The following is a 26,419-nucleotide window of genomic DNA, read 5'->3' as shown; positions in this document are numbered from 1 at the left end:
TCAGCGAGGCCAGAATTCGCGCCAGTCGGCCGGGGTGAGGGGGGTGCGGGTGCCGCGGGTGGATTCGGCGGTGTCCTCCGCGGCGCGGATGTGGGTGGCGAAGGCGAGGGTGGCTTTGCGGAGGCGCTCCTCGGCGCTGTCCGGGCCGCCGAGGTGGACGACGCGCAGGTGCTCGGGGATCAGGTCGTCGGGCAGGCCCGCTTTGGTGCTGCGGCCGATGATCTTCTCGGCCAGGGCCAGGGCGGGTTGGGCCAGGGCGATGCCGTCCAGGCAGGAGCGCCGGGACTTCTCCGTGGATTTGCGTTCCTCCCAGGCTTTTTCCTGGGCGGCGATCTTCGCTTCGAGGGGAGCGTGCGGATCGATGGAGGCATCGGAGAGCTGCGGGCTGCGGTTGACGAGCTTGGCGACCAGGGCGGCGGCGACGTCGTCGACGGTGAACTCGCCCGCGGCCTCGGCGATCCGGGAGTGGAACAGGACCTGGAGCAGGAGATCGCCGAGTTCCTCCTTGATGGTCTCGGCGTCCTCGTGGCCGATCGCGTCGAGGAGTTCGTAGGTCTCCTCGAGCAGATAGGGGCGCAGCGAGTCATGGGTCTGGGTGACTTCCCAGCCGCCGAAATTCCACAGGCGATCCATCACCTCGACCGCGCCGGCCAGCCCGCGGGCGACGACCGCGGTGTCGGCGCTCGTCTCGGATTCCGTGCTCATCGGGCCGCCGTGACCTCGGTGGCGACGGTGAGATCGACCGCGCCCTGGGCCTTTCCGTCCAGCGCCAGCAGCAGATCGGCGACGAATTGCAGCAGGCGCACATCGCGCACCCGGTTCGCGCCGACGCTGTCCTCGACCCGCGGCAACGGCAACTGCACGACACCGCTGGCCGGCTTGTAGGTCGCGCTCGGATACAGCCGCTTCAACCGCAACTGCTTGGAATCCGGCAGGTTCAGCATCGGCGAGATCTTCAGGGTGGTGCCGGCGACCGCGATCTCGGTGAGCCCGTACTCCCGGCCCAGCAGGCGCAGCTTCGCCACCGACACCAGCCGGCCGACCTCGACCGGCAGCGGGCCGTAGCGGTCCACGAGCTCCTCGACGACGGCGGCCAGAGCCGAATCGTCCTGAGCCGAGGCGAGTTTGCGGTAGGCCTCCAGGCGCAGCCGATCGCTGGCGATGTAATCGGGCGGGATGTGCGCGTCGACCGGGAGATCGATGCGGACCTCCTTGGCCTCCTCGCTGGTGGTGATCGGCTTGCCGTCGGCGGCGGCCCGGTAGGCCTCCACCGCCTCGCCGACCAGGCGCACGTAGAGGTCGAAGCCGACGCCGGCGACGTGACCGGACTGCTCGGCGCCGAGCACGTTGCCCGCGCCGCGGATCTCGAGGTCCTTCATCGCCACCGCCATGCCGGCGCCGAGATCGGAGTTCTGCGAGATCGTGGCGAGCCGGTCGTAGGCGGTTTCGGTGAGCGGCTTCTCCGGCGGGTACAGGAAGTAGGCGTAGCCGCGCTCCCGGCTGCGGCCGACCCGCCCGCGCAGCTGGTGCAGCTGGGACAGGCCCAGCGCGTCGGCGCGCTCCACGATCAGGGTGTTGGCGTTGGAGATGTCCAGACCCGTCTCGATGATGGTGGTACACACCAGCACGTCGTATTCGCGCTCCCAGAAGCCCTGCACGGTCGCCTCGAGCGTGTCCTCGTTCATCTGGCCGTGCGCGACCACCACCCGGGCCTCGGGCACCAGATCGCGGATCCGCTGGGCGGCCTTGTCGATCGAGGACACCCGGTTGTGCACGTAGAACACCTGGCCGTCGCGCAGCAATTCGCGGCGGATGGCCGCGGTGACCTGCTTGTCGTTGTAGGCACCGACGTAGGTGAGCACCGGGTGGCGCTCCTCGGGCGGGGTCAGAATGGTCGACATCTCGCGGATGCCGGCCAGGCTCATCTCCAGGGTGCGCGGGATCGGCGTCGCGGACATGGTCAGCACGTCGACGTGGGTCCGCAGCGCCTTGATGTGCTCCTTGTGCTCGACGCCGAACCGCTGCTCCTCGTCGACGACGACCAGGCCGAGATCCTTCCAGCGGATGCCGGTCTGCAGCAGGCGGTGCGTGCCGACCACGATGTCGACCGAGCCGTCGGCCATGCCCGCCATCACCTCGCGGGCGTCGGCCGGGTCGGTGAAGCGGGACAGGCCCTTGACGTTGACCGGGAACCCGGCGACGCGGTCGGTGAAGGTCTGCAGATGCTGCTGCGCCAGCAGGGTGGTCGGCACCAGCACCACGACCTGCTTGCCGTCCTGCACCGCCTTGAACGCGGCGCGCACCGCGATCTCGGTCTTGCCGTAGCCGACGTCGCCGCACACCACGCGGTCCATCGGGACCGCCTTCTCCATGTCCGATTTCACCTCGGCGATGGCGGTCATCTGGTCGACCGTCTCGGTGAAGACGAACGCGTCTTCCATCTCCTGCTGCCACGGCGTGTCCGGACCGAACGCGTGCCCGGGCGCGGCCTGACGGGCCGCGTACAGCTGCACCAGCTCGCCCGCGATCTCGCGAACGGCTTTGCGCGCCTTGCGTTTCGTATTCGCCCAGTCCGAGCCGCCGAGCTTGGACAGGCTCGGCAGCTCGCCGCCGACATAGCGGGACAGCTGATCCAGCGACTCCATCGGCACGAACAGCCGGTCACCCGGCTGACCGCGCTTGCCGGGCGCGTATTCGATAACCAGGTATTCGCGACGAGCCCCGCCGATGGTGCGTTCGATCATCTCCACGAAGCGGCCGATGCCGTGCTGATCGTGCACCACCATGTCGCCGGCGCTCAGCGCCAGCGGGTCCACCTGGTTGCGGCGTTTGGCGGGCATCCGCTTGCCCTCGCCGGGCGCGGTGACCCGGTTGCCGGTGAGATCGGACTCGGCGACCACGACCAAGCCGACGTCGGCCAGGACCAGGCCGTCGTGCAGCGAACCGCACAGCACCCCGACCACCCCGGCGACGGGTTCGGCCCCCGGCTCGAGCGCCGCGGCGGGCACCTCGGCGTCGGCCAGACGTTCCAGAATGCGTTGTGCCGTACCGTGTCCCGCGACCACGACGGCCGCGCGGCCGCCGGTCGACACGTGGGCGCGCAGCGCGGCGAAGATGGTGGCGACCAGTTCCTCCGAGCCGCGCGCGGAGGTACCGCCGGTGACCGGGAGCACCACCTCGGCCGGATCGCCGGAGGCCAGCGGGCTCAGCGTCCACCAGGGCAGGTCGTGCCGGTCGGCGCTCTCGTGGATCTCGGTCAGCGACCGGTAGCCCGAGGCCGCGAGATCGAGCCCGTGCCCGCCCAGCGGCGCCGCGCCACCGAAAGACGCTGCGGTCCAAGAGGCTTCGAGGAATTCCGCGCCGGTGCGCACCAGATCGGCGGCGCGGGTGCGCACCTTCTCCGGATCGCACAGCAGCAGGTGGGTGCCCACGGGCAGCACCTCGGTGAGCAGGCGCAACTCGCCGGGCTGTAGCACCGGCAGCAGCGCCTCCATGCCCTCGACCGGGATGCCCTCGGACAGCTTGTCCAGCATCTCCACCAGGGCGGCGTCGGCGGCGTTGTCGCGCGCGACCACGCCGGCGCGCTCGCGCACCGCGTCGGTCAGCAGCAGCTCGCGGCACGGCGTGGCGACGATCACGGGGACGTCGACCTCGGCGAGCGAGCGCTGATCGGCGACCGAGAAGGCGCGCACCTCGGTGATCTCGTCACCCCAGAACTCGACCCGGACCGGGTGATCGGCCGTGGGCGGGAAGATGTCGAGAATGCCGCCGCGCACCGCGAACTCGCCGCGCTTACCCACCATGTCGACCCGGCTGTAGGCGAATTCGACCAGGCGCGTGAGCAATTCGTCGAAGTCGAATTCCGCGCCGACCCGCAGCACGATCGGCTCGATATCGCCCAGGCCGGCCGCCATCGGCTGCATCAGCGAGCGCACGGTCGTCACGATCACGCGTAGCGGCTCGGGGAACATCGTGTCCTCGGGGTGCGCGAGCCGGCGCAGCACCTCGAGCCGGCGGCCCACCGTGTCGGCCCCGGGCGAGAGCCGCTCGTGCGGCAGCGTCTCCCAGGACGGGAACACCGCGACACTCCCGCCCAGGATCTCGGTCAGCTCGACCGTCAGATCATCGGCCTCGCGCCCCGTCGCCGTCACCACCACCAGCGGCCGCTGCGCCGCCAGGGTGGCCGCCACGAACGGCCGCACCGAACTCGGCGCGACCAGCTCCACGGTCGACTTCCCGACCAGCTCGGCAACGGTCCGCAGGGCGCTGTCGGCCCCGGCCACCGCGGCCAGTCCGGCAAGAGGTGGGCGGTGCGTGGACATCGACGACTCCTGAGCTCAGGCGGGGTTTCCTAACGGCCAACCGAGTCTAGTCAGTGTTGGATTGGCGGCGCCTGCGGCACCGCATGTTCGCGGCCCCTGATGTCTCGCGTCCGAGCAGCCGAGACTCGCGCCTGCGGCGCATGCGCTTCGGCTGCTCGGACGCGAGACGGCCGCGAACGGTCGGTCGCAAAACTCCCTCCGCGGGGGTTGCTACGCAGCGAATACGTTATGGCACGTAGCGACGCAACCGGCGCGCCGCGAATTCCCGGAAGTACGACAGCTTTTCGGCCGGAACGATGGACGGCAGCAGGAAATACCAGGCCCGCTCCATCCGGGTGGCCATCTGGTCGATCGACTCGGTGCCGACCGCCACGATGTGCACGCCCGCGGTGACCTCCTGCAGCAGCAGGCCCACCACCTCCGGGTCCAGACCGGGCTCCAGGTCACCCTGCGCGATGGCCCGCTCGGACAGCAAGCGGTAGGTATCGCCCCAGGTCTTGGCGATATTGTCGCCCTGGGCGCCGCGGTAGTCGCCGATCTGGTGGGTCAGCTTCAGCATGGCGCCGACCATCGGATCGTTCATCGATAGATCGGCCACCACGTAGGTGATGCCGATGCACGCCTCCAGCGCGGGCACGCGCGGGTCGAAGAAACCCTGGCACGAGGAGACGAGCCGCTCGTTGCCCTGATCCACTACGGCGCGCGCTAGCTCTTCCTTCGAGCCGAAGTGAAAGTACAAGGCGCCCTTGGTCACATTGGACTGCGCGATGATCTCGCTGAGGCTCGCGTTGGCGTAGCCCAAGCGCAGAAAGACATCGGCAGCGCCCGCAAGGACGGAGTCGCGGGTGATCTCCGCGCGCGCTTGCCTAGCCATCAGATCCGCCTGTCATCCCTAAAACCAGCCATCCTGAAGTAGACCGACATCCCGAATTAGACCGACATACCGCTCGAACAGCACCCAGAGGATGGGTGAACCGTACCACTGGGTGAGCGTGCGACAGCGAATTCGAGCATTCCCCAGGGGGCGCAGCGCAATTCACTGGTTAACAAAACGGCTCAGTCCCCATCGCGGCGCGCCCAGGGCACGCCGTTGGTTCCCTGTGAGCTGAGTCGTGGCGCGGCCTCCAGATGACTCAACCCGTTCCAGCACAGATTCACCAGGTGTGCTGCCACAACCTCTTTCGGTGGTTCCCGCACGTCCAGCCACCAGGTGGCGGCCGTGGAGACCATGCCGACCAGCGCCTGGGCGTACAGCGTGGCGAGACTGGTATCGAACTCCCGCCGCTCGAAATCTCCGGCCAGGATATGGGATACCTGATTCACCGCTTCGTTCAGCAGGCTCGAATAGCGGCCGTCGCCGGTCGCGGCGGGCTGATCGCGCACCAGGATCCGGAATCCGTCGGTGCGTTCCTCGATGTAGGTCAGCAGCGCCAGCGCAACCCGTTCCAGCCGCACCCGGGACCGATGGTGGGTGAGCGAGGAGGTGATCATGTCGAGCAGCATCGACATCTCGCGGTCGACAACGACCGCGTACAGGCCTTCCTTACCACCGAAGTGTTCGTACACAACGGGTTTGGACACCTGAGCCCGCTGCGCGATCTCCTCGATCGAGGTGGCCTCGTAGCCACGTTCGGCGAAGAGCACCCGGCCGATCTCGATCAACTGTTGCCGGCGTTGGGTCCCCGTCATGCGTGGACGGGTCACCCGCTGCGGCTCACCCGAAGTCACCACGTGCCTCCTCGGCTACGACCAGCACTACCGTCGACAACTGTTCCAGACAGCGGCGCCACACGCCCACCCCGAGGCCCCGCCAAGATTCGCGAGGAGGCGGACTAGTATGCGAGGATCTTTCCCGTGCCGCTGGCACAGCGGTGGGTTTTGTGTCGATCCGCCGGTGTGGCAATCCGCCGTAGTGTAATGGCAGCACCTCTGATTTTGGTTCAGATAGTTCAGGTTCGAGTCCTGGCGGCGGAGCACATCGGCGGCACGATGGCCTATCGCCGCCATGCACGATGACAGGCAGCCGAGGGAGATTCATGCCACAGCAGACCGCCGTCGTCGTTCTCGCAGCCGGAGCCGGGACGCGAATGCGGTCTAAGACCCCTAAAGTGCTGCATTCGCTGGCCGGTCGGAGCATGCTCGCGCACGCGCTGCATGCGGCGAACGAGATCGACCCCGCCTTTCTCATCACCGTGGTGGGTCACGACCGCGAACAGGTCGGCGCCGCGGTAGCCGCGGAGGCCGAGATCATGGGCCGGGAGATCACTCCCGCCCTGCAGGAACAGCAATTGGGCACCGGGCACGCGGTGCAGTGCGCGCTCGCGGCACTGCCGGCCGACTTCGGTGGTGACCTGCTGGTCACCTCCGCCGACGTACCGCTGCTCGACGGGCACACCCTGTCCGCGCTGCTCGACGAGCACCGCAGCTATCCCGAACGCTCGGCGGTCACCGTGCTGACCTTCGTGCCGGACGACCCGAACGGCTACGGCCGCATCGTCCGCGACGCCGAAGGCCACGTCAACGAGATCGTCGAGCACGCCGACGCCACCCCCGAGCAGGCCGCGATCACCGAGGTCAACTCGGGTGTCTACGTCTTCGACGCGGCCGTGCTGCGCACCATGGTGGGCCGGTTGTCCACCGCCAACGCCCAGCACGAGCTCTACCTCACCGACGTGCTGAAGCTGGCCCGCGAGGCCGGCCATCCGGTGCACGGCGCCCGCCTGGTCGACGCGAACAAGGTGACCGGCGTCAACGACCGGGTGCAGCTGTCCGAGGCGGCGAACACCCTGAACCGCTACATCCTGGAGCGCCACATGCGCGCCGGGGTCACCATCATGGATCCGGCCTCCACCTGGGTGGACGCGGCCGTGCGGATCGGCCGCGACGCCGTGCTCAAGCCCGGCGTGCAGCTGCTCGGCACCACCGTCATCGGCGAGGACGCCGAGGTCGGGCCGGATTCCACCCTGACCGACGTACTGGTCGGCGACGGCGCGAAAGTGGTTCGCACGCACGGCGAGCAGGCCGCGATCGGGCCCGGCGCCACCATCGGGCCGTTCAGCTATCTACGCCCGGGCACCGTGGTCGGCGACTCCGGCAAGCTCGGCGCCTTCGTCGAGACCAAGAACGCCACCATCGGCGCCCACTCCAAGGTGCCGCACCTGACCTACGTCGGCGACGCCACCATCGGCGAGCACAGCAACATCGGCGCTTCGAGTGTCTTCGTCAATTACGACGGCGTGAAAAAGCACCACACGGTGGTCGGCTCGCACGTCCGGACGGGCAGCGACACCATGTTCATCGCGCCGGTGACGGTGGGTGACGGCGCCTATACGGGGGCAGGTACTGTACTGCGCAGAAGCGTTCCTCCGGGGGCCCTGGCGGTCTCGGGTGGGGCGCAGAAGAATATCGAGGGCTGGGTGCAGCGTCACCGTCCCGGGACGGCCGCGGCGCGTGCGGCGGAGGCAGCGAACAAGGCCTCCGACGGAGATGTCGAGTCAGGCAATTGAGCAAAAGGATGGCAACTAGCAGTGACCGCGTCATGGATCGACAACCAGAAGAACCTGATGCTCTTCTCGGGACGCGCTCATCCTGAGCTGGCCGAGCAGGTCGCCAAGGAACTCGACGTCCACGTCACCCCGCAGACCGCCCGCGATTTCGCCAACGGCGAGATCTTCGTCCGCTTCGAGGAATCCGTGCGTGGCTCGGATGCCTTTGTGCTGCAGAGCTTTCCCGGCCCCGATCTGAACAAGTGGCTGATGGAACAGCTGATCATGATCGACGCGATGAAGCGTGGATCGGCCAAGCGCATCACCGCGGTGCTGCCGTTCTACCCGTACGCCCGCCAGGACAAGAAGCACCGTGGCCGCGAGCCCATCTCCGCGCGCCTGGTCGCCGATCTGCTCAAAACCGCGGGCGCGGACCGCATCATCACGGTCGACCTGCACACCGACCAGATCCAAGGCTTCTTCGACGGACCCGTCGATCACATGCACGCGCAGGTGCAGCTGGTCGAGTACATCCGCAACAACTACCCGCTGGAGAACGTCACCGTCGTCTCCCCGGACGCGGGCCGGGTGAAGGTCGCGGAGAAGTGGGCCAACAACCTCGCCGACGCCCCGATGGCCTTCATCCACAAGACCCGTGACCCGCTGGTGCCCAACCAGGTCGTGGCCAACCGCGTGGTCGGTGACGTCGAGGGCCGCACCTGCATCCTGATCGACGACATGATCGACACCGGCGGCACCATCGCCGGCGCGGTGAAGGTGCTCAAGGAGGCGGGCGCGCTCGACGTCGTCATCGCCGCCACCCACGGTGTGCTCAGCGCCCCGGCCGCCGAGCGGCTCTCGACCTGTGGCGCCAAGGAAGTCGTGGTCACCAACACCCTGCCGATCACCGAGGACAAGAAGTTCCCGCAGCTGACGGTGCTGTCCATCGCGCCGCTGCTGGCCCGCACCATCCGCGAGGTCTTCGAGAACGGCTCCGTGACGGGCCTTTTCAACGGCAACGCCTGACATACCCCGACAATGGCCCGGACTCGATGTCCGGGCCATTGTTGTTTGCCCGGCAGGTAGCGGCGTGTGACGATGGTGGGCGATTTCGATTCCGGGAGGGGACTCGCCCATGAGCACGCCGCAGGATCCGCAGCAGCCCATCGATCTGTGGAAGTCGCAGCAGCCGCAGGACGGCGCGCCGCCCCAGGCCGATCCGACACAGGTGTGGCAGCCCGGGCAGGCCGACCCGACCCAGGTCTGGCAGCCGGAGCAGCCCGCGCCGGGCGCGTACACCCCGCCCGTCTCGCAGCCCGTGCCACCGCCCGCGTATCCAGGTTTCGCACCGCCACCGGCGCCGCCCGCCTACCCGGCCTACGGTCAGCCGTACCAGCAGCCGGGTTATCCCCAGCAGGGTTACCAGCAGCCCTACCCGGGGTACGGCGCGCCCGGCTATCCCCCGCCCTACGCCCAGCCGACGCAGGCTCCGGCCTGGTCGATCGCCAGCTTCGCCTGCCTCGCGGTATCGGCGGCCTCGGTCCTGTTCTTCTGCGGGCTCCCGATGATCGCCTCCGGCCCGGCCGGGGTCATCCTCGGCGTCGTCGGCCACTCCAAGGGCGAGCCGCTCGGCAAGTGGGCCGCGATCGCCAACGGTGTCTCAGTCGCCCTGGCCCTGATCCTGATCCTGCTGGGAATCGCCGCTTTCAGTTCGCTCGACTCGGCCTAGTCGCTCGTCACCCCCGGCGCACGCCGCTAGGCTCGTGGAGGTACTGAACCCGAGGAGAAGGACGGGCGCATGAACGGCGAACGGCTCGATCAAGACATGGGTGACGACGACCAGGCCGACGAGATCCGCGAATACGAGCGCAATGTCGAGGATCCGCCGAACGAGTTGCGGATCCGCAATCGGGAGGGCGACGCCGACGGCCGGCTCGGGATCGGCGAGGAACTGGACCAGGAGTGGCGCCGCGGCGACGGGCGGGCCGAGGCCGAGCGCGAGGACGAGCGACCCGCCGAGGTCGCCGCCGTAGACATCGTCGACGATTCCGATCTGTAAAGATTCCTGATGTAGCGATCGCGCGTGGCAGCTGACCCGTACTTCGACGAGGAGAGCGCTATGACCAACCCGCAGAACCCGGACGAGTCGCCGGAACCGCTGACCGGTAGCGCGCCCCAGTCCGGGCAGGATTCCGACCCGACGCCCTCCCTATCCAAGTCCGCGGCGGGTGAGCCCGATTCCGCGGAGCAGTGGTCGTCGCGGGCCGCGGAGGCGTCGCCGTACGAGTCCGGGTCACCGTCTCCGACACCTGGCGCGCCGACCTACACCGGTGGCGGATATTCGCAGACGCCGGAGTCGGCGTCGACCGGTGCGGGGTACCCGCCGTATCCGGCGGGGCCCTGGGAGCAGGGTGAGTCCGCTGCGGGGCAGCCGGGCCAGCCCTACCCCGGTCAGCCCTACCAGCAGGGACAGTCCTACCAACCGGGCCAGCCTTATCAGCAGGGCCAGTCCTATCCCGGTCAGCCCTACCCGCAGGCGAATCCGGGCCAGCCATATCAGCAGGGTCAGCCCTATCCCGGACAGTCCTACCCGCAGGGACAGTCCTACCAACCGGGCCAACCTTTCCAGCAGGGGCCGCAAACCGGCGGCTACCCCCAATCCGGGCAGCAGCCCTACCCGTATCCGGGGGGCCAATATCCGCAGGGCGCCTATGGCACGCCGACGCAGCGGTCCGGTACCCAGCTGTTCTCGATCCTGGGTTTCATCTGCGCACCCCTCGCGCTGTTCCTGTGCCCGCTGCTGTTCGGGCCGGCCGGAATCATCCTCGGCCTGGTCGGTCGCAACAAGGGTGAGTCGCTGGGCAAGTGGGCCGCCATCGCGGCGGGTGTCGGGCTGGTCCTGGGCCTGCTCTTCTCCTACTTCGTCTGGCTCGGCTACTACGACGACAGCAACGCCTACTGATCGGCATGCTCTAGGTTCTCGGTATGAGTTTCAGCGGGTTCCCCCTGGCGGGACTGGATTTCTACGAGGATCTCGAGGCCGACAACTCCAAGGCGTTCTGGACCGCGCACAAGCACATCTACGACGCGTCGGTGCGCGCCCCGATGCTCGCGCTGACCACCGAACTGGAACCGGATTTCGGGACCGCGAAGATCTTCCGCCCGTACCGTGACGTGCGCTTCTCCAAAGACAAGATCCCCTACAAGGACCATCAGGGCGCGGTCGTCAGCCCGGCGCCCGGGGTCGGCTGGTACGTGCAGATCGGCGCCGCCGGGCTGTTCCTGGCGGGCGGCTTCTACAGCGGCACGCCGGCCCAGCTCGCGCAGCTGCGCGCCATCATCGACGACGAGGTGCGCGGCGCCGAGTTGGCGGCCATCCTGGCAAAGCTCACCAAGGCGGGTTTCACCCTGGGCGGCGAGCAACTCAAGACCAAGCCCAAGGGCTACGACGCCGACCACCCGCGCATCGACCTGCTCCGGCACAAGGCGATCAGCTGCGGCAAGCAACTCGGCGCGCCCGACTGGCTCGAATCTCCGCGCGCCGGCAAGGAAGTGCGCAAGGGCTGGGAAGCCCTGCGCCCCCTGGTCGAATGGTTCACCGCCGTCGTCGGCTAGTGCAGGTGCACGGCGGTCGCGGCGCGGCGCAGCTTGCCGGAGGACGTCTTCGGCAGCGCGCCCGGCCCGAGCACGGCGACGGTGCGCGGGCGGACCCCGACCTCCGAGACCACCTCGTGCACGATCTCGCGCTCCATCCGCTTGACCTCGTCGGAGTTCTGGTGACTGTTGGATTCGACTACGACAGCGAAGCTTTCGCGCTTCTGCCCCGCGTCCAACCGGACCGCGACCGCGTTGCCGGGGCGCACGCCGGGCACCCGCATGGCGGCGCGCTCGATATCGGTCGGGTAGATATTGCGGCCACCCATGATGATGACGTCCTTGATACGGCCGCACACCACCATCAGCCCCTCCTCGGTGAAGTAGCCGATGTCGCCGGTGTCGAGCCAGCCGCCGTCGTCCTGGGCCGGGCGGAAGCCGTCGACCGTCACATAGCCGGAAGTCACCGCAGGGCCGCGTAATTCGATGACGCCGACCGAACGGGTGGGCAGCGACTGCCGCTCCGAGTCGACGATGCGGCCCTCCAGTCCGTCGACCAGATAGCCCAGGGTGGGCAGCCTGCGGATGTTGCCGTGGTGGGCGTGCTCGTCGGGCACCGGGACCGCCTTGCCCACCGCTTCCAGCAGATCGGCGTCGATGACGTCGAGCACCTGCCCCTTGCCCGGATCCGGAATGGACACGGCCAGTGTCGTTTCCGCCATTCCGTAGACCGGGGTGAGCGCCATCGGATTCAACCCGAAGCGCTCTCCGGAGCGGGCGAGCGCGGCCATGGTGTCGGGATCCACCGGTTCCGCGCCGTTCCACATGTAGCGGACGCTGCTCAGATCCAGTGAGCCCTCGGCCGCCTGCTTCAGGCGGCGGGCCAGCAGCGAGTAGGCGAAATTCGGTGCCGCCGTGACGGTTCCGCGGTACTTGTCGATCAGCTCGGCCCACAGCAGCGGGCGCGTCAGGAAGTCGATCGGCGTCACGCACACCACCTCGGCGCCGAATTGCATGGGCACACTGAGGAATCCGACCATGCCCATGTCGTGGAACAGCGGCAGCCAGCTGACCATCACATCCTGGTCCAGCTGGAACTTGACCCGGTTGAACATGTCGTAGGCGTTGACGAAGAAGTTGCCGTGGGTGATCTGCACGGCCTTCGGCACGCCGGTCGACCCCGAGGTCAGCTGCTGCAGGGCGATATCGGATTCGGCCGTCGGCACCGGGTCGGTGTCCGGGCCGTCGGGCAACTGGCCGATGCGGACCACCGCGATCCCGCGTTCCCGCAGGATCGGCTCGGCGGCTTCGAACGGCGCGCCGAGTACCACGGCGCGGGCTTCGATCATGTGCAGCACGGTTTCGGTGTCGCGGGCCCACACCACCAGGTCGGTGCGCGGTGTCGGCTGATGCAGCATGGTGATCGAGGCGCCGCGCATCCAGATCGCCTGGCAGACCGGAGCGATGTCGACCGGCATGCCCGCCAGCACGCCGACCGCGTCGCCGTGCCCGATCCCGGCCGCCGCCAGCCCGCCGGCCATCCGGCGCGAGAGCTGGTGGATCTCACCCCAGCCCTGGCGTTTCGGCGCGTTCGGCTCGCCGGTCACCAGGCCCCGTTGGGAGGACTGCGCGGTCGCGTACATCTCGTCGGTGAACCTGCTCAACGTCCGACTCCCTCATCGACGTACCGGGCTGCTTCCTCTCCACTATCCCGCGCCGTTCGATCGGCGTTAACCGTTTGCCCGGTCCCGTTGTGCACCGGGCGAATTGGACCGCGCCGGATCAGCGTGCGACGAAGGTGGTGGCGTACCGGTCGACGTAGGGGCGCCCGGACCGGGCGGCGAGTTCGCGCATCAGCGCGTCGGTGGCGGTGCGCGGGGTGGTCTGCTGGTCGGCGGCGAAGTAGTAGCGGGGTGCGCCGATGCTGATCCGGATCTTGGCCGGGCGCAGCAGTTTGCTGCCGCGCGGGTTCATCCGGTCGGTGCCGGACAGGACCACCGGGACGACCGGTGCGCCGGTGGCCATGGCGACGCGCAGGGTGCCGGTGCGGCCGCGGTAGATCCGGCCGTCCGGGGAGCGGGTGCCCTCCGGGTGGATGGCCCAGATACCGCCCGCCGTCAGGATGCGGGTGGCCGCGGCCAGGGCGTCGGCGGCCGCGGTGCCGCCGGTGCGATCGACCGGGACCTGGCCGGCGACGGTGCAGAACCAGCGCTGGAAACGACCTTTGAGCCCGGTGCCGGTGAAGTACTCCTGCTTGGCCAGGAAGGTGACGCGGCGCGGGAGGATCAGCGCCAGATAGAGCGAGTCGATCACCGCGAGGTGGTTGGCCGCGATGATGACCGGGCCGTCCGCCGGAACATGGTGCAGGCCTTCCACCTTCGGCCGGCCCAGCAGCCGCAGCAGCGGCCCGAGCAGGACGTGTTTGAAAAGCCAGTACCACATGGATCTTCCTCCCGACGCGAGTTTGGTAGACACTGTCTACGCGACCATTGTAGACAGTGTCTACACCCACCGCATGAGTGATTCCACGCAGGAGAGACAATGTGACCGTGGCCGAAACCGAAACCCTGCGTGAGCGATTGATCGGCGTCGGCGTAGACCTGCTGGAAGACGTGGGCGCGGGTCAGCTCGGCCTGCGCGCCATCACCCGGGCCGCCGGCGTCTCGCACGGCGCGCCGCGCCGGCACTTCCCCACCCATCAGGCCCTGCTGGGCGCCATCGCCGCTCGCGGCTTCGCCGACCTGATCGAACGGTTCGCGCGGATCGACCCCGGCGGCACACCCCGGGATCGCCTGCGCGCCATGGCCGTCGAGTACGTCGAATTCGCCGCCGATCGCCCGGAGATGTTCACCCTGATGTTCCGGCACGACCTGCTGGAAGGCTCCGGGGAGAACCTGCGCGCCACCACCCTGCCGATCTTCGGCCAGTTCACCACGCTGGTCAGCGCGGTCACGCGGGCGCCGGACCCGGCCGCGCGGGCCTTGGTGCTCTGGACCAATCTGCACGGCATCGCCACGCTCCAGGCCAACCGCAGTCTCGGGCTGATCGCCCCCGCCGCCGACCCGGGTTCGCTGGTCGGCCAGGTACTCGAGCTACACCTGGCCTGAGCCGGCTCAGCGCCGCGGCGGCAGCGGGATCCGGGTCAGATCCCGCGCGACGACGATCTCGCCGGAGAAGTGCTTCTGAGCTTCGGCCAGGTGCGGTTCCAGCGACTGGTAACGCTGCGAGAAGTGCGTGAGCACCAGCTTCCGGACGCCGGATTCGGCCGCGACCCGCGCGGCCTGCGCGGCGGTGAGGTGACCGTACTCCTCGGCGAGCCGGGCATCGGCGTCCAGGAAGGTCGCCTCGATGACCAGCAGATCCACGCCCGAGGCCAATTCGTAGACGCCGTCGCAGAGCCGGGTGTCCATGACGAAGGCGAAGCTCTGCCCCGGACGCGGCGTGCTGACCTCGGCGAGCGTGACCGTGCGGCCCGCGATGTCGAGTGCGCCCTCCTGCTGGAGTTGCCCGATGGCGGGCCCGTGCACGCCCAGCTCGCGCAGCCGGGCGGGCAGAATGCGCTGGCTGCTCGGCTCGGTGAGCCGGTAGCCGAAGGTGTCGACCGGATGCGAGAGCGCCACCGCCGTCATCGCGAACGGCGCGTCCGGTGCGTCCAGCGGCCCGGCGGCCGCGATCGGGTGCGGGCGTAGTTCCACATTGCGGCGGAAAGCCGTGGCGTTGCACAGCCTTTCGAAGTACACCTCGCCGGAGGCCGGGTAGTAGGCGTGCACTGGGTGCGGCACCCGGTCCAGGTTGATGCGCTGCACGATGCCGGGCAGGCCGAGGCTGTGGTCGCCGTGGAAATGGGTGATGGCGATGCGGGTGAGGTCGGTGACCGAGACGCCCGCGTAGGTCATCTGCCGCTGGGTGCCCTCGCCCGGATCGAAGAGCACCCCTTCCGAACCCCAGCGCAGGATGTAGCCGTTGTGGTTGCGAACCTTGGTCGGGACCTGACTGGCCGTGCCGAGGACGACGAGTTCACGCTGCGACATCCGGCGCTACAGCTCGGCGACTGCCGCGACGAAGCGGTCCAGTTCGTCGTAGCTCACGAAACAGTGCGGGGAGGCGCGCACCACGGCGTCCAGGCCGCGAGCGGTCATGTCCAGCAGGGTGGAACTCGCGTGACTCACGGTGACGGTGATGTCGCGGGCCGCGAGACGATCGCGCACCTCGATCGGGGGCACGCCGTCGACGGTGAACGAGACGATGCCGCTGTGCCGCGACCCGAGATCGCGGACCGTGACCCCGGAGATCTCGGGCAGCGTCTTGCGCAGGTGCTCGGCGCGGGCGGCGACGGCGGCGTACACCTGCTCGGGACCCAGCTCGAGCAGGTAGCGCACCGCGGCCCCGAGGCCGAGCCGCCCGGCGACGTCGCACTCCCAGAACTCGAAGCGGCTCGCGTCCGGTGCCAGCTGGTAGCTGTCGGGCGCGGTCCACTGCGCGCCGTGCAGATCCAGTCGCTGCGGTTCCATGGTGGCGGCCAATTCCGGCCGGACATAGAGGAATCCGGTGCCGCGCGGGCCGCGCAACCATTTCCGGCCGGTGACCGAGAGCGCGTCGACGTCGAGTTCCTGTGTGTCCAGCGCGATCTGACCCGCGGACTGACACGCGTCGAGCAGGACGAGCGCGCCCACCGAATGCGCGATCCGGGTCGCCTCGGCCGCCGGGTTGACCAGGCCGCCGTTGGTCGGAACATGCAGAACCGACACCAGTTTCACGCGCTCGTCGACCAGCTCGGCCATGGCGTCGAGGTCGATCTGCCCGCTCGGATCGGTGGGAATCTGCTCGACCCGCGCCCCGGTGGCGCGCGCACGTTGCAGTGCCGCAATGCCATTGGAGGCGTAGTCCGAGCCGGAGACGAGGATGCGATCACCGGGGCCGAGGGGTACGGAGTAGAAGAAATCGGCCCAGGCGCGGGTGGCGCTGTCGCTCAGCGCGATAGCGCCGGGATCGGCGTTGATCAGCGTGCCGATCGCCGTCTTCACGGCGGCGAGATCGTCGAGGCGCTCGTTCGCCGCACGGTAGCCACCCACTGCCGCTTCACGCCGCAGATGCGTGATGACGGTGTCGAGCACGACCTGCGGTGGCAGCGAAGAACCGGCGCTGTCGAGGAAAACCAGCCCGGATTCGGACTCGCACCCCGGTGTGTCGGCCCGCACGCGACTCTCGTCCAACATGTCAACGACCCTAGCGCCTCGGGCAGGCCAGGTCGGCCGAGAAGTTTTGTTTCTAGTCGGTTTCTTGTCGGTCCCCCTCGCTACCCTGGTTTGGGTCGGCGTTTCGACGCCACGGCAGTACCGAGGTAGGCAGCACCCCCGCGGCCCGGATCGAGTGGGCTCGCACAGCACTGAGAATCCACGGCGGAGGTTGGTATGGCGGTCACGCTCGCACAGTCGGAATCGCCCGGGCGCACGACGACGTCGGGGGAATTGTCCTCCCGCGCCGCCGCGGAAGCCTATGTCGGCGGTGTCTGCTTCAAGCTCGGCCCACCCGCGCTGATCGGCGCCGAACTCGAATGGCTCACCGTGCAGGGTGAGTGTTCGTCCGCCCGCGGCCCCGCCGCCGCCCCCCGCCCGCAGCCGGCTGCATTCGCCGCTGCTCTCGGACCCTACGCACCGCGGTCCATCGCCCCCGATTCACCGGCACACGCATTGCCCGGGGGCAGCCGGGTCACCATCGAACCCGGCGGTCAGATCGAACTCTCCAGCGCCCCGTTCGGCACCGCCGCACAATTGTGCGAGCAGCTCGGCAGTGATGCCCGCCACCTGCGCGAACTTCTGGAATCCCGGGCCATCCGCATCGTCGCCCTCGCCGCCGACGCCGACCGCCGCCCCAAGCGCCTGCTGCGACTACCGCGCTATCACGCGATGGAACAATCCTTCGGCGGCATCGGCCCCTTCGGCAAGCTGATGATGTGCAACACCGCCGCCACCCAGGTCAGCGTGGACGCGGGCGCCGATCGCGCCGAAGTCGCCGCGCGCTGGAAAGCGCTACATACCGTCGGGCCGGCGTTACTGGCCGCGTTCGCGTGCTCCCCTTTTCTGCGCGGCGCCCCGGCGGGCGCCTGGGCCTCCCAACGCATGCGGACCTGGTTGCGCCTGGATTACGCCCGCACCCGCCCGCCCGCCGAGAGCTGGGCCGACCCGATCGAGTCCTACAGCAGCTGGGCGCTGGACGTCCCGCTGCTGTGCGTCCGCCAGGGCGAGACCGAAAGCTGGGCCGCCCCGCCGGGCGCGACCTTCGCCGATTGGCTCTCCGGGGCCCTCGATGACGAGATCGGCCGCCGCCCCGGCCTTGCCGACCTCGATTACCACCTGACCACCCTGTTCCCGCCGGTACGCGCGTCCGGGCATCTCGAAGTCCGCTACCTGGACGCGCAACCCGAACGCGGCTGGGCGACACCGATCCTCGCCGTCGAAGCCCTGCTCGCGACCCCGGCGGTGGTGGCCGAGGCGACCGCCCTGACCGCGTCCACCGCCGGGCGCTGGCTCGACGCGGCCCGCCACGGGCTCGCCGAACCCGAAATCCGGGCCGTCGCGGTCGATCTGCTCGCACTCGCGGCGGCGCACGCGGGCACGGAAGCTTCGGCCGTCGAACTGGACAACGCCTCGCGCCGATGTCACCGGGGACAGACCCCGACCGAATTCCGGGACGACAGCACTCCCCTCCGCGCCGCCGCGGCCGGCGACGACACCGCGGCGCGTGGCCGGTCCGGCAGCGGATCAACGACTTTGGAGGAACTCCCGTGACCACCGAGCACCTACCCGCGACCGACAACAGCGAGACCGAGCGACTGCGCGGCCGAATCGCCGAGGTGCTGACGCGAGCGCGTCAGCGTTCGCTCGGGCTGACCGACGTACTCGACGAAGCCGAACTCGTGGCGCAGCATTCGCGATTGATGAGCCCGCTGGTGTGGGATCTCGCGCACATCGGTAATCAGGAAGAGCTGTGGCTGGTGCGCGACGTCGGGCGGCGCGAAGCCGTGCGCTCCGATATCGACGAGCTGTACGACGCGTTCAAGCATGCCCGCGCCAATCGCCCGGCGCTGCCGCTGCTCGATCCCACCCAGGCCCGCGGCTACGTCGGCACCGTGCGCGAGAAGGTCTGGGATGTGCTCGAGGCCAGCGCCTTACGCGGCGACGCGCTCGTCGACGGCGGCTTCGCGTTCGGCATGATCGCCCAGCACGAGCAGCAGCACGACGAGACCATGCTGGCCACGCACCAGTTGCGCTCCGGCGCGGCGGTGCTGCACGCCGCGCCCGCGCCCACCGGAACGAGCGAGCTCGTCGGCCGCGAGATCATCATCCCGGCAGGCGAATTCACCATGGGTACGTCCACCGAACCGTGGGCGCTGGACAACGAGCGCCCGGCGCACCGCAGGCAGCTGCCCGGTTTCGCCATCGATGCCGTGCCGGTGACCAATGAGCAGTACCTGGCCTTCCTCGCCGACGGCGGCTACGACCGCCCGGAGCTGTGGTCCGAGTCCGGCTGGGCGCACCGGCGGGAAGCCGGGCTGGTGGCCCCGCAGTTCTGGGAGCGCGACACCGACGGGCAATGGTTCCGGCGTTCGTTCGGCGTCCTGACGCCGTTGCGCCCGAACCAGCCGGTCGTGCACGTCTGCTGGTTCGAGGCCGAGGCCTACGCCACCTGGGCGGGCAAACGCCTGCCCACCGAGGCCGAATGGGAGAAGGCCGCCCGGTACGACCCGGCCACCGGCGCCGCCCGCCGCTACCCCTGGGGCGACACCGAACCCGACGCCCGCACCGCCAATCTCGGCCAGCGCCACCTGGAACCCGCCGAGGTCGGCGCCTACCCGGCCGGGGCCTCCCCCGCCGGGGTGCACCAGCTCATCGGCGACGTCTGGGAGTGGACCGCCTCCGGTTTCGACCCCTACCCCGGCTTCCGCGCCTTCCCCTACGACGAATACTCCGACGTCTTCTTCGGCGGCGACTACCGGGTCCTGCGCGGCGGCTCCTTCGGCACCGACCCCGTCGCCTGCCGCAGCACCTTCCGCAACTGGGATCACCCCATCCGCCGCCAGATCTTCGCCGGCTTCCGCCTGGCCCGCGACCTCCACCCGGAGGAACGCTGATGTGCAGGCATCTGGGTTATGTCGGGCCCACCACGTCGGTGGGCGAATTGCTCACCCGCGGAACGCATTCGCTGCGAACGCAGGCCTGGGCGCCACGGGAGATGCGGGGCGGCGGCACCATCAACGCGGACGGGTTCGGCGTCGCGTGGTGGCGGGCCGACGATGCCGAAGCGGCTGCGGCGCAAGAGGTTACGGCCGGGCGCGGGGATATCTCCGGGCGGGGCGGGGTGCCGGATTCCGCGGTAGGCGGCGGTCTGGTTGCCGGCCGGTATCGGAATTCGGATCCGATCTGGACCGATCCGGCGGTCGAAGAGGTGCTACCGCAGTTGCGATCGGTGGGTGTACTGGCTTCGATTCGGTCGGCGACGGCCGGGATGCCGGTGGAGCGGGCGGCATGTGCGCCGTTCGTGAGTGGGCGGTGGGCGTTCAGTCACAACGGCGTGGTGCCGGAGTGGCGGCGCGCGCTGACCGCGGTGTCGTCGAATCTGGATGTGGCGGCGACCCAGTGGGGCGCGACGCGGCTGTTCGAGACGGCGCGGCTGCTGGAGGCCGAAGCGCCGACCGATTCGGCCGCGCTGTGGGTGCTGCTGGGTGAACTGCTGGATTCGGCGGGGCCCGAGGGTTTTGTGGAGTCCCCCGGCGCCGCGCTCGCGTTGCTGGCGACCAGTGTGCTGACCCATGCCCCGGACGCGCGACTGAATCTCCTGCTCGGCGATGGCGAACAGCTCTGGGCGACAACGGTGTACCACGCCTTGTCGGCGCTGGTCACCGACGACGTGGCGATCCTGTCCTCCGAACCGTACGACGACGATCCACGCTGGCAGCCGATCCCGGATCGCTGCCTGGTCACCGCGCGTCCCGGCGGGCTCTCCGTCGAGCCGCTGGCCGACGTCCGGACCGCGGCCCGGTGAGCTCCGCACCCGAAACTCGCACCCCGGCAACACCTTCGAGTCCAACCGAAAGGCGTACCACCATGACCGCACCGACGCTGGAGATCTACCTATCCGACGACGACCTCACCGCGGCCTTGCGCGGCGATGCCCGGCGGGGTTTGACCTCGAACCCGAAGTCCTTGCCGCCCAAGTGGTTCTATGACGCCCGCGGTAGCGAGCTGTTCGAACACATCACCGAGCTGCCGGAGTACTACCCGACCCGCACCGAGCGGGCCCTGCTGGAGCGGGTCGTCGGGGAGATCGCGCGTGCCGCACAGGCCGAGGTGCTGGTCGAGCTCGGCGCGGGCTCGGCCGCCAAGACCCGACTGCTGCTCACCGCGCTCAGCGCCGAGGGTCCGTTGAAGACGTATGTCCCCCAAGATGTTTCGACGTCGGCATTGCAGGCCGCCGCGGCCGAGGTGGCCGCCGAGTTCCCCGGTCTCGCGGTGCACGGCGTGGTCAGTGACTTCACCGACACCCTGCACAACCTGCCCGGCGGCGGCCGGCGCATGATCGCGTTCCTCGGCGGCACCATCGGCAATCTGGTCCCCGCCGAGCGCGCGGAATTCCTGCGCGGCATCCACGACGTCCTGGAGCCGGGCGAGCACCTGCTGCTCGGCGCGGGCCTGGTCATCGAGCCCGAGGTGCTGGTTCCCGCCTACGACGACGCGGCCGGTGTCACCGCGGAGTTCAACCGGAATGTGCTGTACGTGTTGAACAATCGGCTCGGCGCGAACTTCGAACCGGAGAAGTTCACCCACGTCGCGCTCTGGGACTCCGAGCAGGAGTGGATCGAAATGCGCTTGGCCGCCACCGAAGACATGACCGTCACGGTGCGCGACCTGGACCTGACGGTGGAATTCGCCCGCGGCGAGCAGCTGCGGACCGAGATCTCGGCCAAGTTCACGCCGTTCGGCCTCCAAAAGGAGCTCGGCGCCGCGGGATTCGCGACAGACCACGTGTGGACCGATCCGCAGGCCCGGTTCGCGCTGGTCCTGGCGACGCGCACCTAGGCGGGCCGCGGCTCTAGTGCAGCTGGTTCTGCGCGGTTTCCAGCCCCACGCGCAGCAGCAGCTCCACGGCGTCGGCCGCCTGCTCGACGATCACCGGCACTTCCTTGCGCTCCGGCACCGCGAACTGCTTGAGCACATAGTCCGCCGGGTCCTGGCGACCCGGCGGGCGGCCGATGCCGATGCGGGTGCGCAGGTAGTCCTTGGTGGTCAAAGCGCTGGAGACGGAACGTAATCCGTTGTGCCCGCCCTCGCCGCCGCCGCGCTTGAGTTTGATCGCGCCGAACGGCAGGTCGAGTTCGTCGTGCACGACGATGACCTCGGTGGGCGGCACGGAGAAGAATTTGGCCAGCGCCGCGACGGGGCGGCCGGAGACATTCATGAACGACCGGGGCTTGGCGATCAGCACCTGACGGCCGTCCAGGCGCGCCTGCAACAGGTCCGCGCCGGACTTCTTGTGCACGGCAAAACGGCCGCCGACGCGCTCCGCGAGCACGTCGGCGACCAGAAAGCCGATGTTGTGCCGGGTGCGCTCGTATTCGGAACCGGGGTTACCCAGTCCGACTACGAGCGCCGGCACGGAGTCGGTCAAGACCAGGAGATTTCTTACTCGGCGCTCTCGGCGGCCTCGTCGGACGCGCCCTCGGCGGTCTCGACATCGCCCTCGGCGGCCTCGTCGGTCTCCTCGGTCTCCGCCTCGGGGGCGGCGATGATGTTGACGATCAGGGTCTCCGGGTCGACGACCAGGGTGACACCCTTGGGGAGCTCGATGTCACCGGCGTTGATCTGGGTGCCGGCTTCGACGCCCTCGATCGAGACCTCGATGGACTCGGGCAGCTTCAGCGCGTCGGCCTCGATGGAGATGGTGGTGGCGTCCTGGGTGACCAGGGTGCCGGCGGCGGGATCGCCGACCACGGACACGAGGACGTCGGCGGTGACCCGCTCGCCCTTCTTGATGACCAGCAGGTCGGCGTGCTCGATGTAGCGGCGGATCGGGTGCACCACGACCGACTTGGTCAGCGCCAGGTGCTGCTTGCCATCGATCACCAGGCTCAGCACGGCGTTGGTGCCGTGCTGACGCAGGATCGCGGAGAACGCCTTGGCGTCCAGCGACAGGTGCTGCGGGTCGGTGGCGTGGCCGTAGAGGACGGCGGGCACGTTGCCGGCACGACGGGTGCGGCGGGCAGCGCCCTTGCCGAACTCGGTGCGTACGGCGGCTTCGAGAAGATTGGCGTCGGACATGACTAGATGTACTCCTACGGCTCTACGGTGGCTGTCAGCTGTGGGCCAGGGAATCGAACCCTGACAGTTGGTCTACTCGTCGGGCGAAGACAAACGAGGACGACGGCCATCAAGCCGCGCCACGCCGATCACGGTGTCGCATTCATCGGAAAACGTCTGCGGACACCCTCGCCGAGACAACCCGAACACTGTACCGCAGGCCGATGGCCCGGAATTAATCGGGAGGTCAGGCGCCGTACATTTGCGCCGAAACCCCGGGTCGGGGCGGTACTGCGCCGACGGCCTAAGCTGGAAGGGTTGTCTGCTGCCGCCCGCGCGAAAGGTTTGTCCCGTGACCTCCTCTGAGGAACTCGCCGACGAGACGACTGCGCGCGAGGTGACTCCCAAGGGACTGCCCGCCGAGGTCGCCCGCCGCCGCACCTTCGCGGTGATCTCGCACCCGGACGCGGGCAAGTCCACGCTCACCGAGGCGCTGGCGCTGCACGCCCGGATGATCTCCGAGGCGGGCGCGATCCACGGCAAGGCCGGGCGCAAGTCGACGGTCTCGGACTGGATGGAGATGGAGAAGGCCCGCGGCATCTCGGTCAGCTCCACGGCGTTGCAGTTCAATTACCGCGCCGCCGGTTCCGATGTCGACAATGTGATCAACCTGGTCGACACCCCGGGCCACTCGGACTTCTCCGAGGACACCTACCGCGTGCTCACCGCCGTCGACGCCGCGGTCATGCTGATCGACGCCGCCAAGGGCCTCGAACCGCAGACCTTGAAGCTGTTCCAGGTCTGCCGCCATCGCGGCATCCCGGTCATCACCGTCATCAACAAGTGGGACCGCCCGGGTCAGGCGCCGCTGGAACTGCTCGACGAGATCAGCGAGCGGATCGGCCTCACCCCCACGCCGCTGTTCCTGCCGGTCGGCATCGCCGGCGATTTCCGCGGCCTGCTGCGCCGCGGCACCGAGGGCGCCCCCGAGGAGTACATCCACTTCACCCGCACCGCCGGTGGCGCGACCATCGCCCCGGAGGAAATGCTGAGCCCGGCCGAGGCCGAGGCCCGCGAGGGCGAGGCCTGGACCACCGCCGCCGAGGAGAGCGAACTGCTCTCGGCCACCGGCCAGGACCACGACCAGGAGATGTTCCTGGCGGGGCAGACCTCCCCGGTGATCTACGCCTCCGCGATGCTGAACTTCGGCGTGCGCCAGCTGCTGGAAACGCTGGTCGCGCTGGCGCCCGAGCCCGGCTCGCGCGCCGATATCAACGGCGGCGCCCGCACCACCACCGACCCGTTCAGCGCGGTGATCTTCAAGGTGCAGGCCGGCATGGACACCGCGCACCGCGACCGGCTGGCGTTCATGCGGATCGTGTCCGGCGAGTTCGAGCGCGGCATGGTCGTCACGCACGCGCAGACCGGCCGCCCGTTCGCGACCAAGTACGCGCTGACGGTGTTCGGCCGGGACCGCACCACCGTCGACACCGCCTACCCGGGTGACGTGGTCGGCCTGGTCAACGCCACCGCGCTGGCTCCGGGCCACACGCTGTACGTGGACAAGAAGGTGGAGTTCCCGCCGATCCCCTCGTTCGCGCCGGAGCATTTCGCGGTGCTGCGCGCCCAGTCCGCGGGCAAGTACAAGCAGTTCCGCAAGGCCATCGACCAGCTCGACTCCGAAGGTGTCGTGCAGGTGCTGCGCAACGACGCGCGCGGTGACGCCTCGCCGGTGCTCGCGGCCGTCGGCCCCATGCAGTTCGAGGTCGTCACCGCCCGCATGCAGGGCGAGTACAACGTCGAGACGCATCTGGACTTCCTGCCGTACACGATCGCCCGGCGCACCGATGCCGCGTCGGCCGACGAACTGGGCCGCCAGCGCGGGGTCGAGGTGTTCACCCGCACCGACGGCGTGCTGCTGGCGCTGTTCAGCGACAAGTGGCGGTTGCAGTACATCGAGAAGGAAATGCCGAAGATGACGCTGGAACCGCTGGTGGCGGCCGCGGACTAGGGCTGGGTGGGGTCCGGGTCCTTCTGTACCGCGGCGATACCGTCCTCGCGGGCGATCAGCCCCCACCGGCTGGAGGTCATCCGCAGGCTCGGCAAGTCGCTGAGCGAGAGCACGACCTCGTAGGTCCGCTCGTAGCCGGTGTGCGCGATCCGCCAGTGCCCGTCCTGGCAGCGCTGGTAGCGGTCGGTGTAGAACGCGGCGCCGCGCAGCAGCATGTTGTGCGCCGGGATCAGCACGGTGTCGGCGAGATACCAAGTGCCCGTGGCGGTATCGCCATCGACGTCGATCTCGGGATGGTCGCAGCGATGCTCGGTGATGACGTGCGGCCCGAGGGTGTTGCGCATGAAAGCCAGGAAGGCCTCCCGCGATTCGAACTGCAGGTACTCGCTGTAGGTGGCGGTCGCCTCGGGAATCATGGTGTCGGCGAACTCGTCCCAGGATTTGGTGTCGAGCGTGCGCAGATATCGGTACTTCAGACGGCAGATGGCCGAGACATCGTCGGTCCCCCGACTATTCAACTGATGCTCGGCCGATCCCATACTTCAACAATCCCATCTGAAGCCGCGATGCTTCAGGAGATTTGTATCAACTCGCTATCAATCTCTCGCCGAAGGGCGGCGGATCAGTTACCGATGGTGAAGCAGGTGCGGCAGAAGTCCTCACCGAACTCGGTCAACCGGAGGCTTTTGCGCACGATTTTCGGCGCCCGACCGGCCTGCTTCAGCGCCGCCTCGACCACCGGCTGCACCTCGAGCACCATGTAGCGGCTCAGCACCACCGGATCATCGGAGGTCAGGGTCAGGCCGAGCCGGCTGAGGTTGATCAGATAGGAGCGCGACCGGTCCGGGTAGCGCACGCCCGCCTGCTCCGGCACCGAGGTCAGATCGCCGCGCACCAGTTCCGAGCCGATGCCCAGCGGGCGGTTGGTGCGCACGTCGACCGCGGGCTGCGGGCCGTTGAGCGCCATGAAGCGCAGGATGCGGGCCTCGTCGGGGGCCAGCTGATCCAGGATCCGGTCGTAGGCCGGGTGCACGTGCTCGGTGAAGTAGACGTCGGCGGAGCGCGCGAGCAGCGCGTCCCCGCGGCGGCGCAGCTCCTGGGTGCTGGCCGAGCGGACCTGGGTCCCCATGGTCAGGGCGGGCTGCTGACCGGGGCCGTTGGTGCTGTTGTTGTTGCCGGGAGTCGGTACGTAGCTGACGATCTCGCGCACCGACCCCTCGGTGACGCCGAGCGCGCTGCGGGCGATCGAGCGGATGGCGTTGCCGGTGCGCTCGGCGATATCGGCCGAGGACTCGCCGTCCAGGGCGGCCTGCGCGATCTCCTTGGTGACCTCGAAGGAGGTGTTCACCGCCCACTGGCCGCCGCGCACGGCGCTGCCGGCGGCCAGCCCGGCCGCCCGGAACACACCGCGGATCAGCCGGGCCTCGTTGCTGATCTGCCGCTGTTCGACATCCGAGCTGCGTTCCACCGAACGGGAACCGGCTCGGGTGATTTCCTGTCCGGTCCTGTCGTCTGCCACGTCTTCTCCGATGTATTGCCCGATGAACGAATCTGCCCACAGATTATTGCCCGCCGTGGCTCCGGGTACCCCGAACCGAGAGCCGCGCGGGTCACAACCGATGACCTCCGCACCGGAAATGTGGTCGCGCTCATTCTCGCCGCCGGGCCCGTCGGATGCGACATTCCGGCCGACGATTGTGACTGACGTCTCCG

24 protein-coding genes and 1 tRNA gene are annotated in these 26,419 nt (G+C 69.0%); 13 read left to right on the top strand and 12 right to left on the bottom strand.

What is annotated here, in order from left to right; translation table 11 throughout:
• The 4 genes from AB0H76_RS00455 to AB0H76_RS00440 all read right to left on the bottom strand — a co-directional run bounded on the left by AB0H76_RS00455 (position 1) and on the right by AB0H76_RS00440 (position 6,011).
• Positions 1–705, bottom strand: a complete 705-nt coding sequence (locus AB0H76_RS00455) for a MazG family protein (RefSeq protein WP_357315263.1) — start codon at positions 703–705, stop codon at positions 1–3.
• Positions 702–4,322, bottom strand: coding sequence for a transcription-repair coupling factor (gene mfd / locus AB0H76_RS00450; protein ID WP_357315260.1), 3,621 nt, complete (start codon positions 4,320–4,322; stop codon positions 702–704). Before mfd ends, AB0H76_RS00455 begins: the two co-directional genes overlap by 4 nt.
• 226 nt (positions 4,323–4,548) lie before the next feature.
• The gene (locus tag AB0H76_RS00445; protein ID WP_357315258.1) at positions 4,549–5,196 is read right to left on the bottom strand and encodes a TetR/AcrR family transcriptional regulator; all 648 of its coding nucleotides are present in this window, start codon (positions 5,194–5,196) and stop codon (positions 4,549–4,551) included.
• Between the two features lie 182 nt (positions 5,197–5,378).
• Positions 5,379–6,011 (bottom strand): TetR/AcrR family transcriptional regulator, encoded by a 633-nt coding sequence (locus AB0H76_RS00440; RefSeq protein ID WP_357320245.1) that lies wholly within the window; start codon positions 6,009–6,011, stop codon positions 5,379–5,381.
• A gap of 214 nt (positions 6,012–6,225) precedes the next feature.
• Here AB0H76_RS00440 and AB0H76_RS00435 point away from each other — a divergent pair.
• From AB0H76_RS00435 to AB0H76_RS00405, 7 genes are all read left to right on the top strand, one after another.
• Positions 6,226–6,296 (top strand) — tRNA-Gln (locus AB0H76_RS00435).
• A 62-nt stretch (positions 6,297–6,358) separates the two neighbouring features.
• Complete coding sequence (gene glmU, locus AB0H76_RS00430) at positions 6,359–7,828, top strand: bifunctional UDP-N-acetylglucosamine diphosphorylase/glucosamine-1-phosphate N-acetyltransferase GlmU (protein ID WP_357315255.1); 1,470 nt, start codon at positions 6,359–6,361, stop codon at positions 7,826–7,828.
• A 21-nt stretch (positions 7,829–7,849) separates the two neighbouring features.
• Positions 7,850–8,833: a ribose-phosphate diphosphokinase gene (locus tag AB0H76_RS00425; RefSeq protein WP_357315252.1), complete on the top strand. Its 984-nt coding sequence runs from the start codon at positions 7,850–7,852 to the stop codon at positions 8,831–8,833.
• Between the two features lie 109 nt (positions 8,834–8,942).
• On the top strand, positions 8,943–9,536 hold the full coding sequence (locus AB0H76_RS00420) for a hypothetical protein (RefSeq protein ID WP_357315249.1): 594 nt from the start codon (positions 8,943–8,945) through the stop codon (positions 9,534–9,536).
• Positions 9,537–9,605: 69 nt separating this feature from the next.
• Entirely contained in the window at positions 9,606–9,866 is a 261-nt protein-coding gene (locus AB0H76_RS00415; RefSeq protein WP_357315246.1) for a hypothetical protein, read from the top strand.
• 60 nt (positions 9,867–9,926) lie between these two features.
• Positions 9,927–10,769, top strand: coding sequence for a hypothetical protein (locus tag AB0H76_RS00410; RefSeq protein ID WP_357315244.1), 843 nt, complete (start codon positions 9,927–9,929; stop codon positions 10,767–10,769).
• A gap of 23 nt (positions 10,770–10,792) precedes the next feature.
• Positions 10,793–11,422 (top strand): DUF2461 domain-containing protein, encoded by a 630-nt coding sequence (locus tag AB0H76_RS00405; RefSeq protein ID WP_357315242.1) that lies wholly within the window; start codon positions 10,793–10,795, stop codon positions 11,420–11,422.
• On the opposite strand, the gene AB0H76_RS00400 is transcribed toward AB0H76_RS00405, so the two are convergent.
• Positions 11,419–13,065: a fatty acyl-AMP ligase gene (locus AB0H76_RS00400; protein WP_357315239.1), complete on the bottom strand. Its 1,647-nt coding sequence runs from the start codon at positions 13,063–13,065 to the stop codon at positions 11,419–11,421. The genes AB0H76_RS00405 and AB0H76_RS00400 overlap by 4 nt on opposite strands.
• 118 nt (positions 13,066–13,183) lie before the next feature.
• Positions 13,184–13,843 carry a lysophospholipid acyltransferase family protein gene (locus AB0H76_RS00395; RefSeq protein WP_357315237.1) on the bottom strand — a complete coding sequence of 220 codons (660 nt, stop codon included), beginning with the start codon at positions 13,841–13,843 and terminating at the stop codon, positions 13,184–13,186.
• A 107-nt stretch (positions 13,844–13,950) separates the two neighbouring features.
• On the opposite strand from AB0H76_RS00395, the gene AB0H76_RS00390 reads away from it, so the two are divergent.
• A complete protein-coding gene (locus AB0H76_RS00390; RefSeq protein WP_357320242.1) occupies positions 13,951–14,508 on the top strand; it encodes a WHG domain-containing protein in 558 nt (185 codons plus the stop codon).
• A gap of 6 nt (positions 14,509–14,514) precedes the next feature.
• Here the strand turns inward: AB0H76_RS00390 and AB0H76_RS00385 are convergent, their stop codons facing one another.
• Entirely contained in the window at positions 14,515–15,432 is a 918-nt protein-coding gene (locus AB0H76_RS00385) for a ribonuclease Z (RefSeq protein ID WP_357315234.1), read from the bottom strand.
• A gap of 6 nt (positions 15,433–15,438) precedes the next feature.
• Positions 15,439–16,617 (bottom strand): aminotransferase class V-fold PLP-dependent enzyme, encoded by a 1,179-nt coding sequence (locus tag AB0H76_RS00380; protein ID WP_357315231.1) that lies wholly within the window; start codon positions 16,615–16,617, stop codon positions 15,439–15,441.
• A 195-nt stretch (positions 16,618–16,812) separates the two neighbouring features.
• On the opposite strand from AB0H76_RS00380, the gene egtA reads away from it, so the two are divergent.
• From egtA to egtD, 4 genes are all read left to right on the top strand, one after another.
• The gene (gene egtA / locus AB0H76_RS00375; RefSeq protein WP_357315228.1) at positions 16,813–18,189 is read left to right on the top strand and encodes an ergothioneine biosynthesis glutamate--cysteine ligase EgtA; all 1,377 of its coding nucleotides are present in this window, start codon (positions 16,813–16,815) and stop codon (positions 18,187–18,189) included.
• A 44-nt stretch (positions 18,190–18,233) separates the two neighbouring features.
• A complete protein-coding gene (egtB, locus tag AB0H76_RS00370) occupies positions 18,234–19,532 on the top strand; it encodes an ergothioneine biosynthesis protein EgtB (protein WP_357320239.1) in 1,299 nt (432 codons plus the stop codon).
• A complete protein-coding gene (locus AB0H76_RS00365) occupies positions 19,532–20,443 on the top strand; it encodes an ergothioneine biosynthesis protein EgtC (protein ID WP_357315225.1) in 912 nt (303 codons plus the stop codon). The genes egtB and AB0H76_RS00365 overlap by 1 nt, the downstream gene beginning before the upstream one ends.
• Positions 20,444–20,505: 62 nt before the next feature.
• Positions 20,506–21,477 (top strand): L-histidine N(alpha)-methyltransferase, encoded by a 972-nt coding sequence (gene egtD / locus AB0H76_RS00360; protein WP_357315222.1) that lies wholly within the window; start codon positions 20,506–20,508, stop codon positions 21,475–21,477.
• A gap of 13 nt (positions 21,478–21,490) precedes the next feature.
• Here the strand turns inward: egtD and pth are convergent, their stop codons facing one another.
• Positions 21,491–22,066, bottom strand: coding sequence for an aminoacyl-tRNA hydrolase (gene pth / locus AB0H76_RS00355; RefSeq protein ID WP_357315219.1), 576 nt, complete (start codon positions 22,064–22,066; stop codon positions 21,491–21,493).
• A 14-nt stretch (positions 22,067–22,080) separates the two neighbouring features.
• Positions 22,081–22,716, bottom strand: coding sequence for a 50S ribosomal protein L25/general stress protein Ctc (locus tag AB0H76_RS00350; RefSeq protein WP_357315216.1), 636 nt, complete (start codon positions 22,714–22,716; stop codon positions 22,081–22,083).
• A gap of 376 nt (positions 22,717–23,092) precedes the next feature.
• On the opposite strand from AB0H76_RS00350, the gene AB0H76_RS00345 reads away from it, so the two are divergent.
• Positions 23,093–24,706 (top strand): peptide chain release factor 3, encoded by a 1,614-nt coding sequence (locus AB0H76_RS00345; RefSeq protein ID WP_357320237.1) that lies wholly within the window; start codon positions 23,093–23,095, stop codon positions 24,704–24,706.
• Here the strand turns inward: AB0H76_RS00345 and AB0H76_RS00340 are convergent.
• Both AB0H76_RS00340 and AB0H76_RS00335 read right to left on the bottom strand, forming a co-directional pair.
• Positions 24,703–25,245 (bottom strand): nuclear transport factor 2 family protein, encoded by a 543-nt coding sequence (locus tag AB0H76_RS00340; protein WP_357315213.1) that lies wholly within the window; start codon positions 25,243–25,245, stop codon positions 24,703–24,705. The two genes, AB0H76_RS00345 and AB0H76_RS00340, sit on opposite strands and share 4 nt — an antisense overlap.
• A gap of 83 nt (positions 25,246–25,328) precedes the next feature.
• A complete protein-coding gene (locus AB0H76_RS00335) occupies positions 25,329–26,225 on the bottom strand; it encodes an Abi-alpha family protein (RefSeq protein ID WP_357315210.1) in 897 nt (298 codons plus the stop codon).
• Between the last annotated feature and the right edge of the window lie 194 nt (positions 26,226–26,419).

Source organism: Nocardia sp. NPDC050712, assembly GCF_040654295.1.
In the GTDB taxonomy this organism is placed as follows: Bacteria; Actinomycetota; Actinomycetes; order Mycobacteriales; family Mycobacteriaceae; genus Nocardia.
This window is presented reverse-complemented; position numbering and strand designations above follow the sequence as displayed.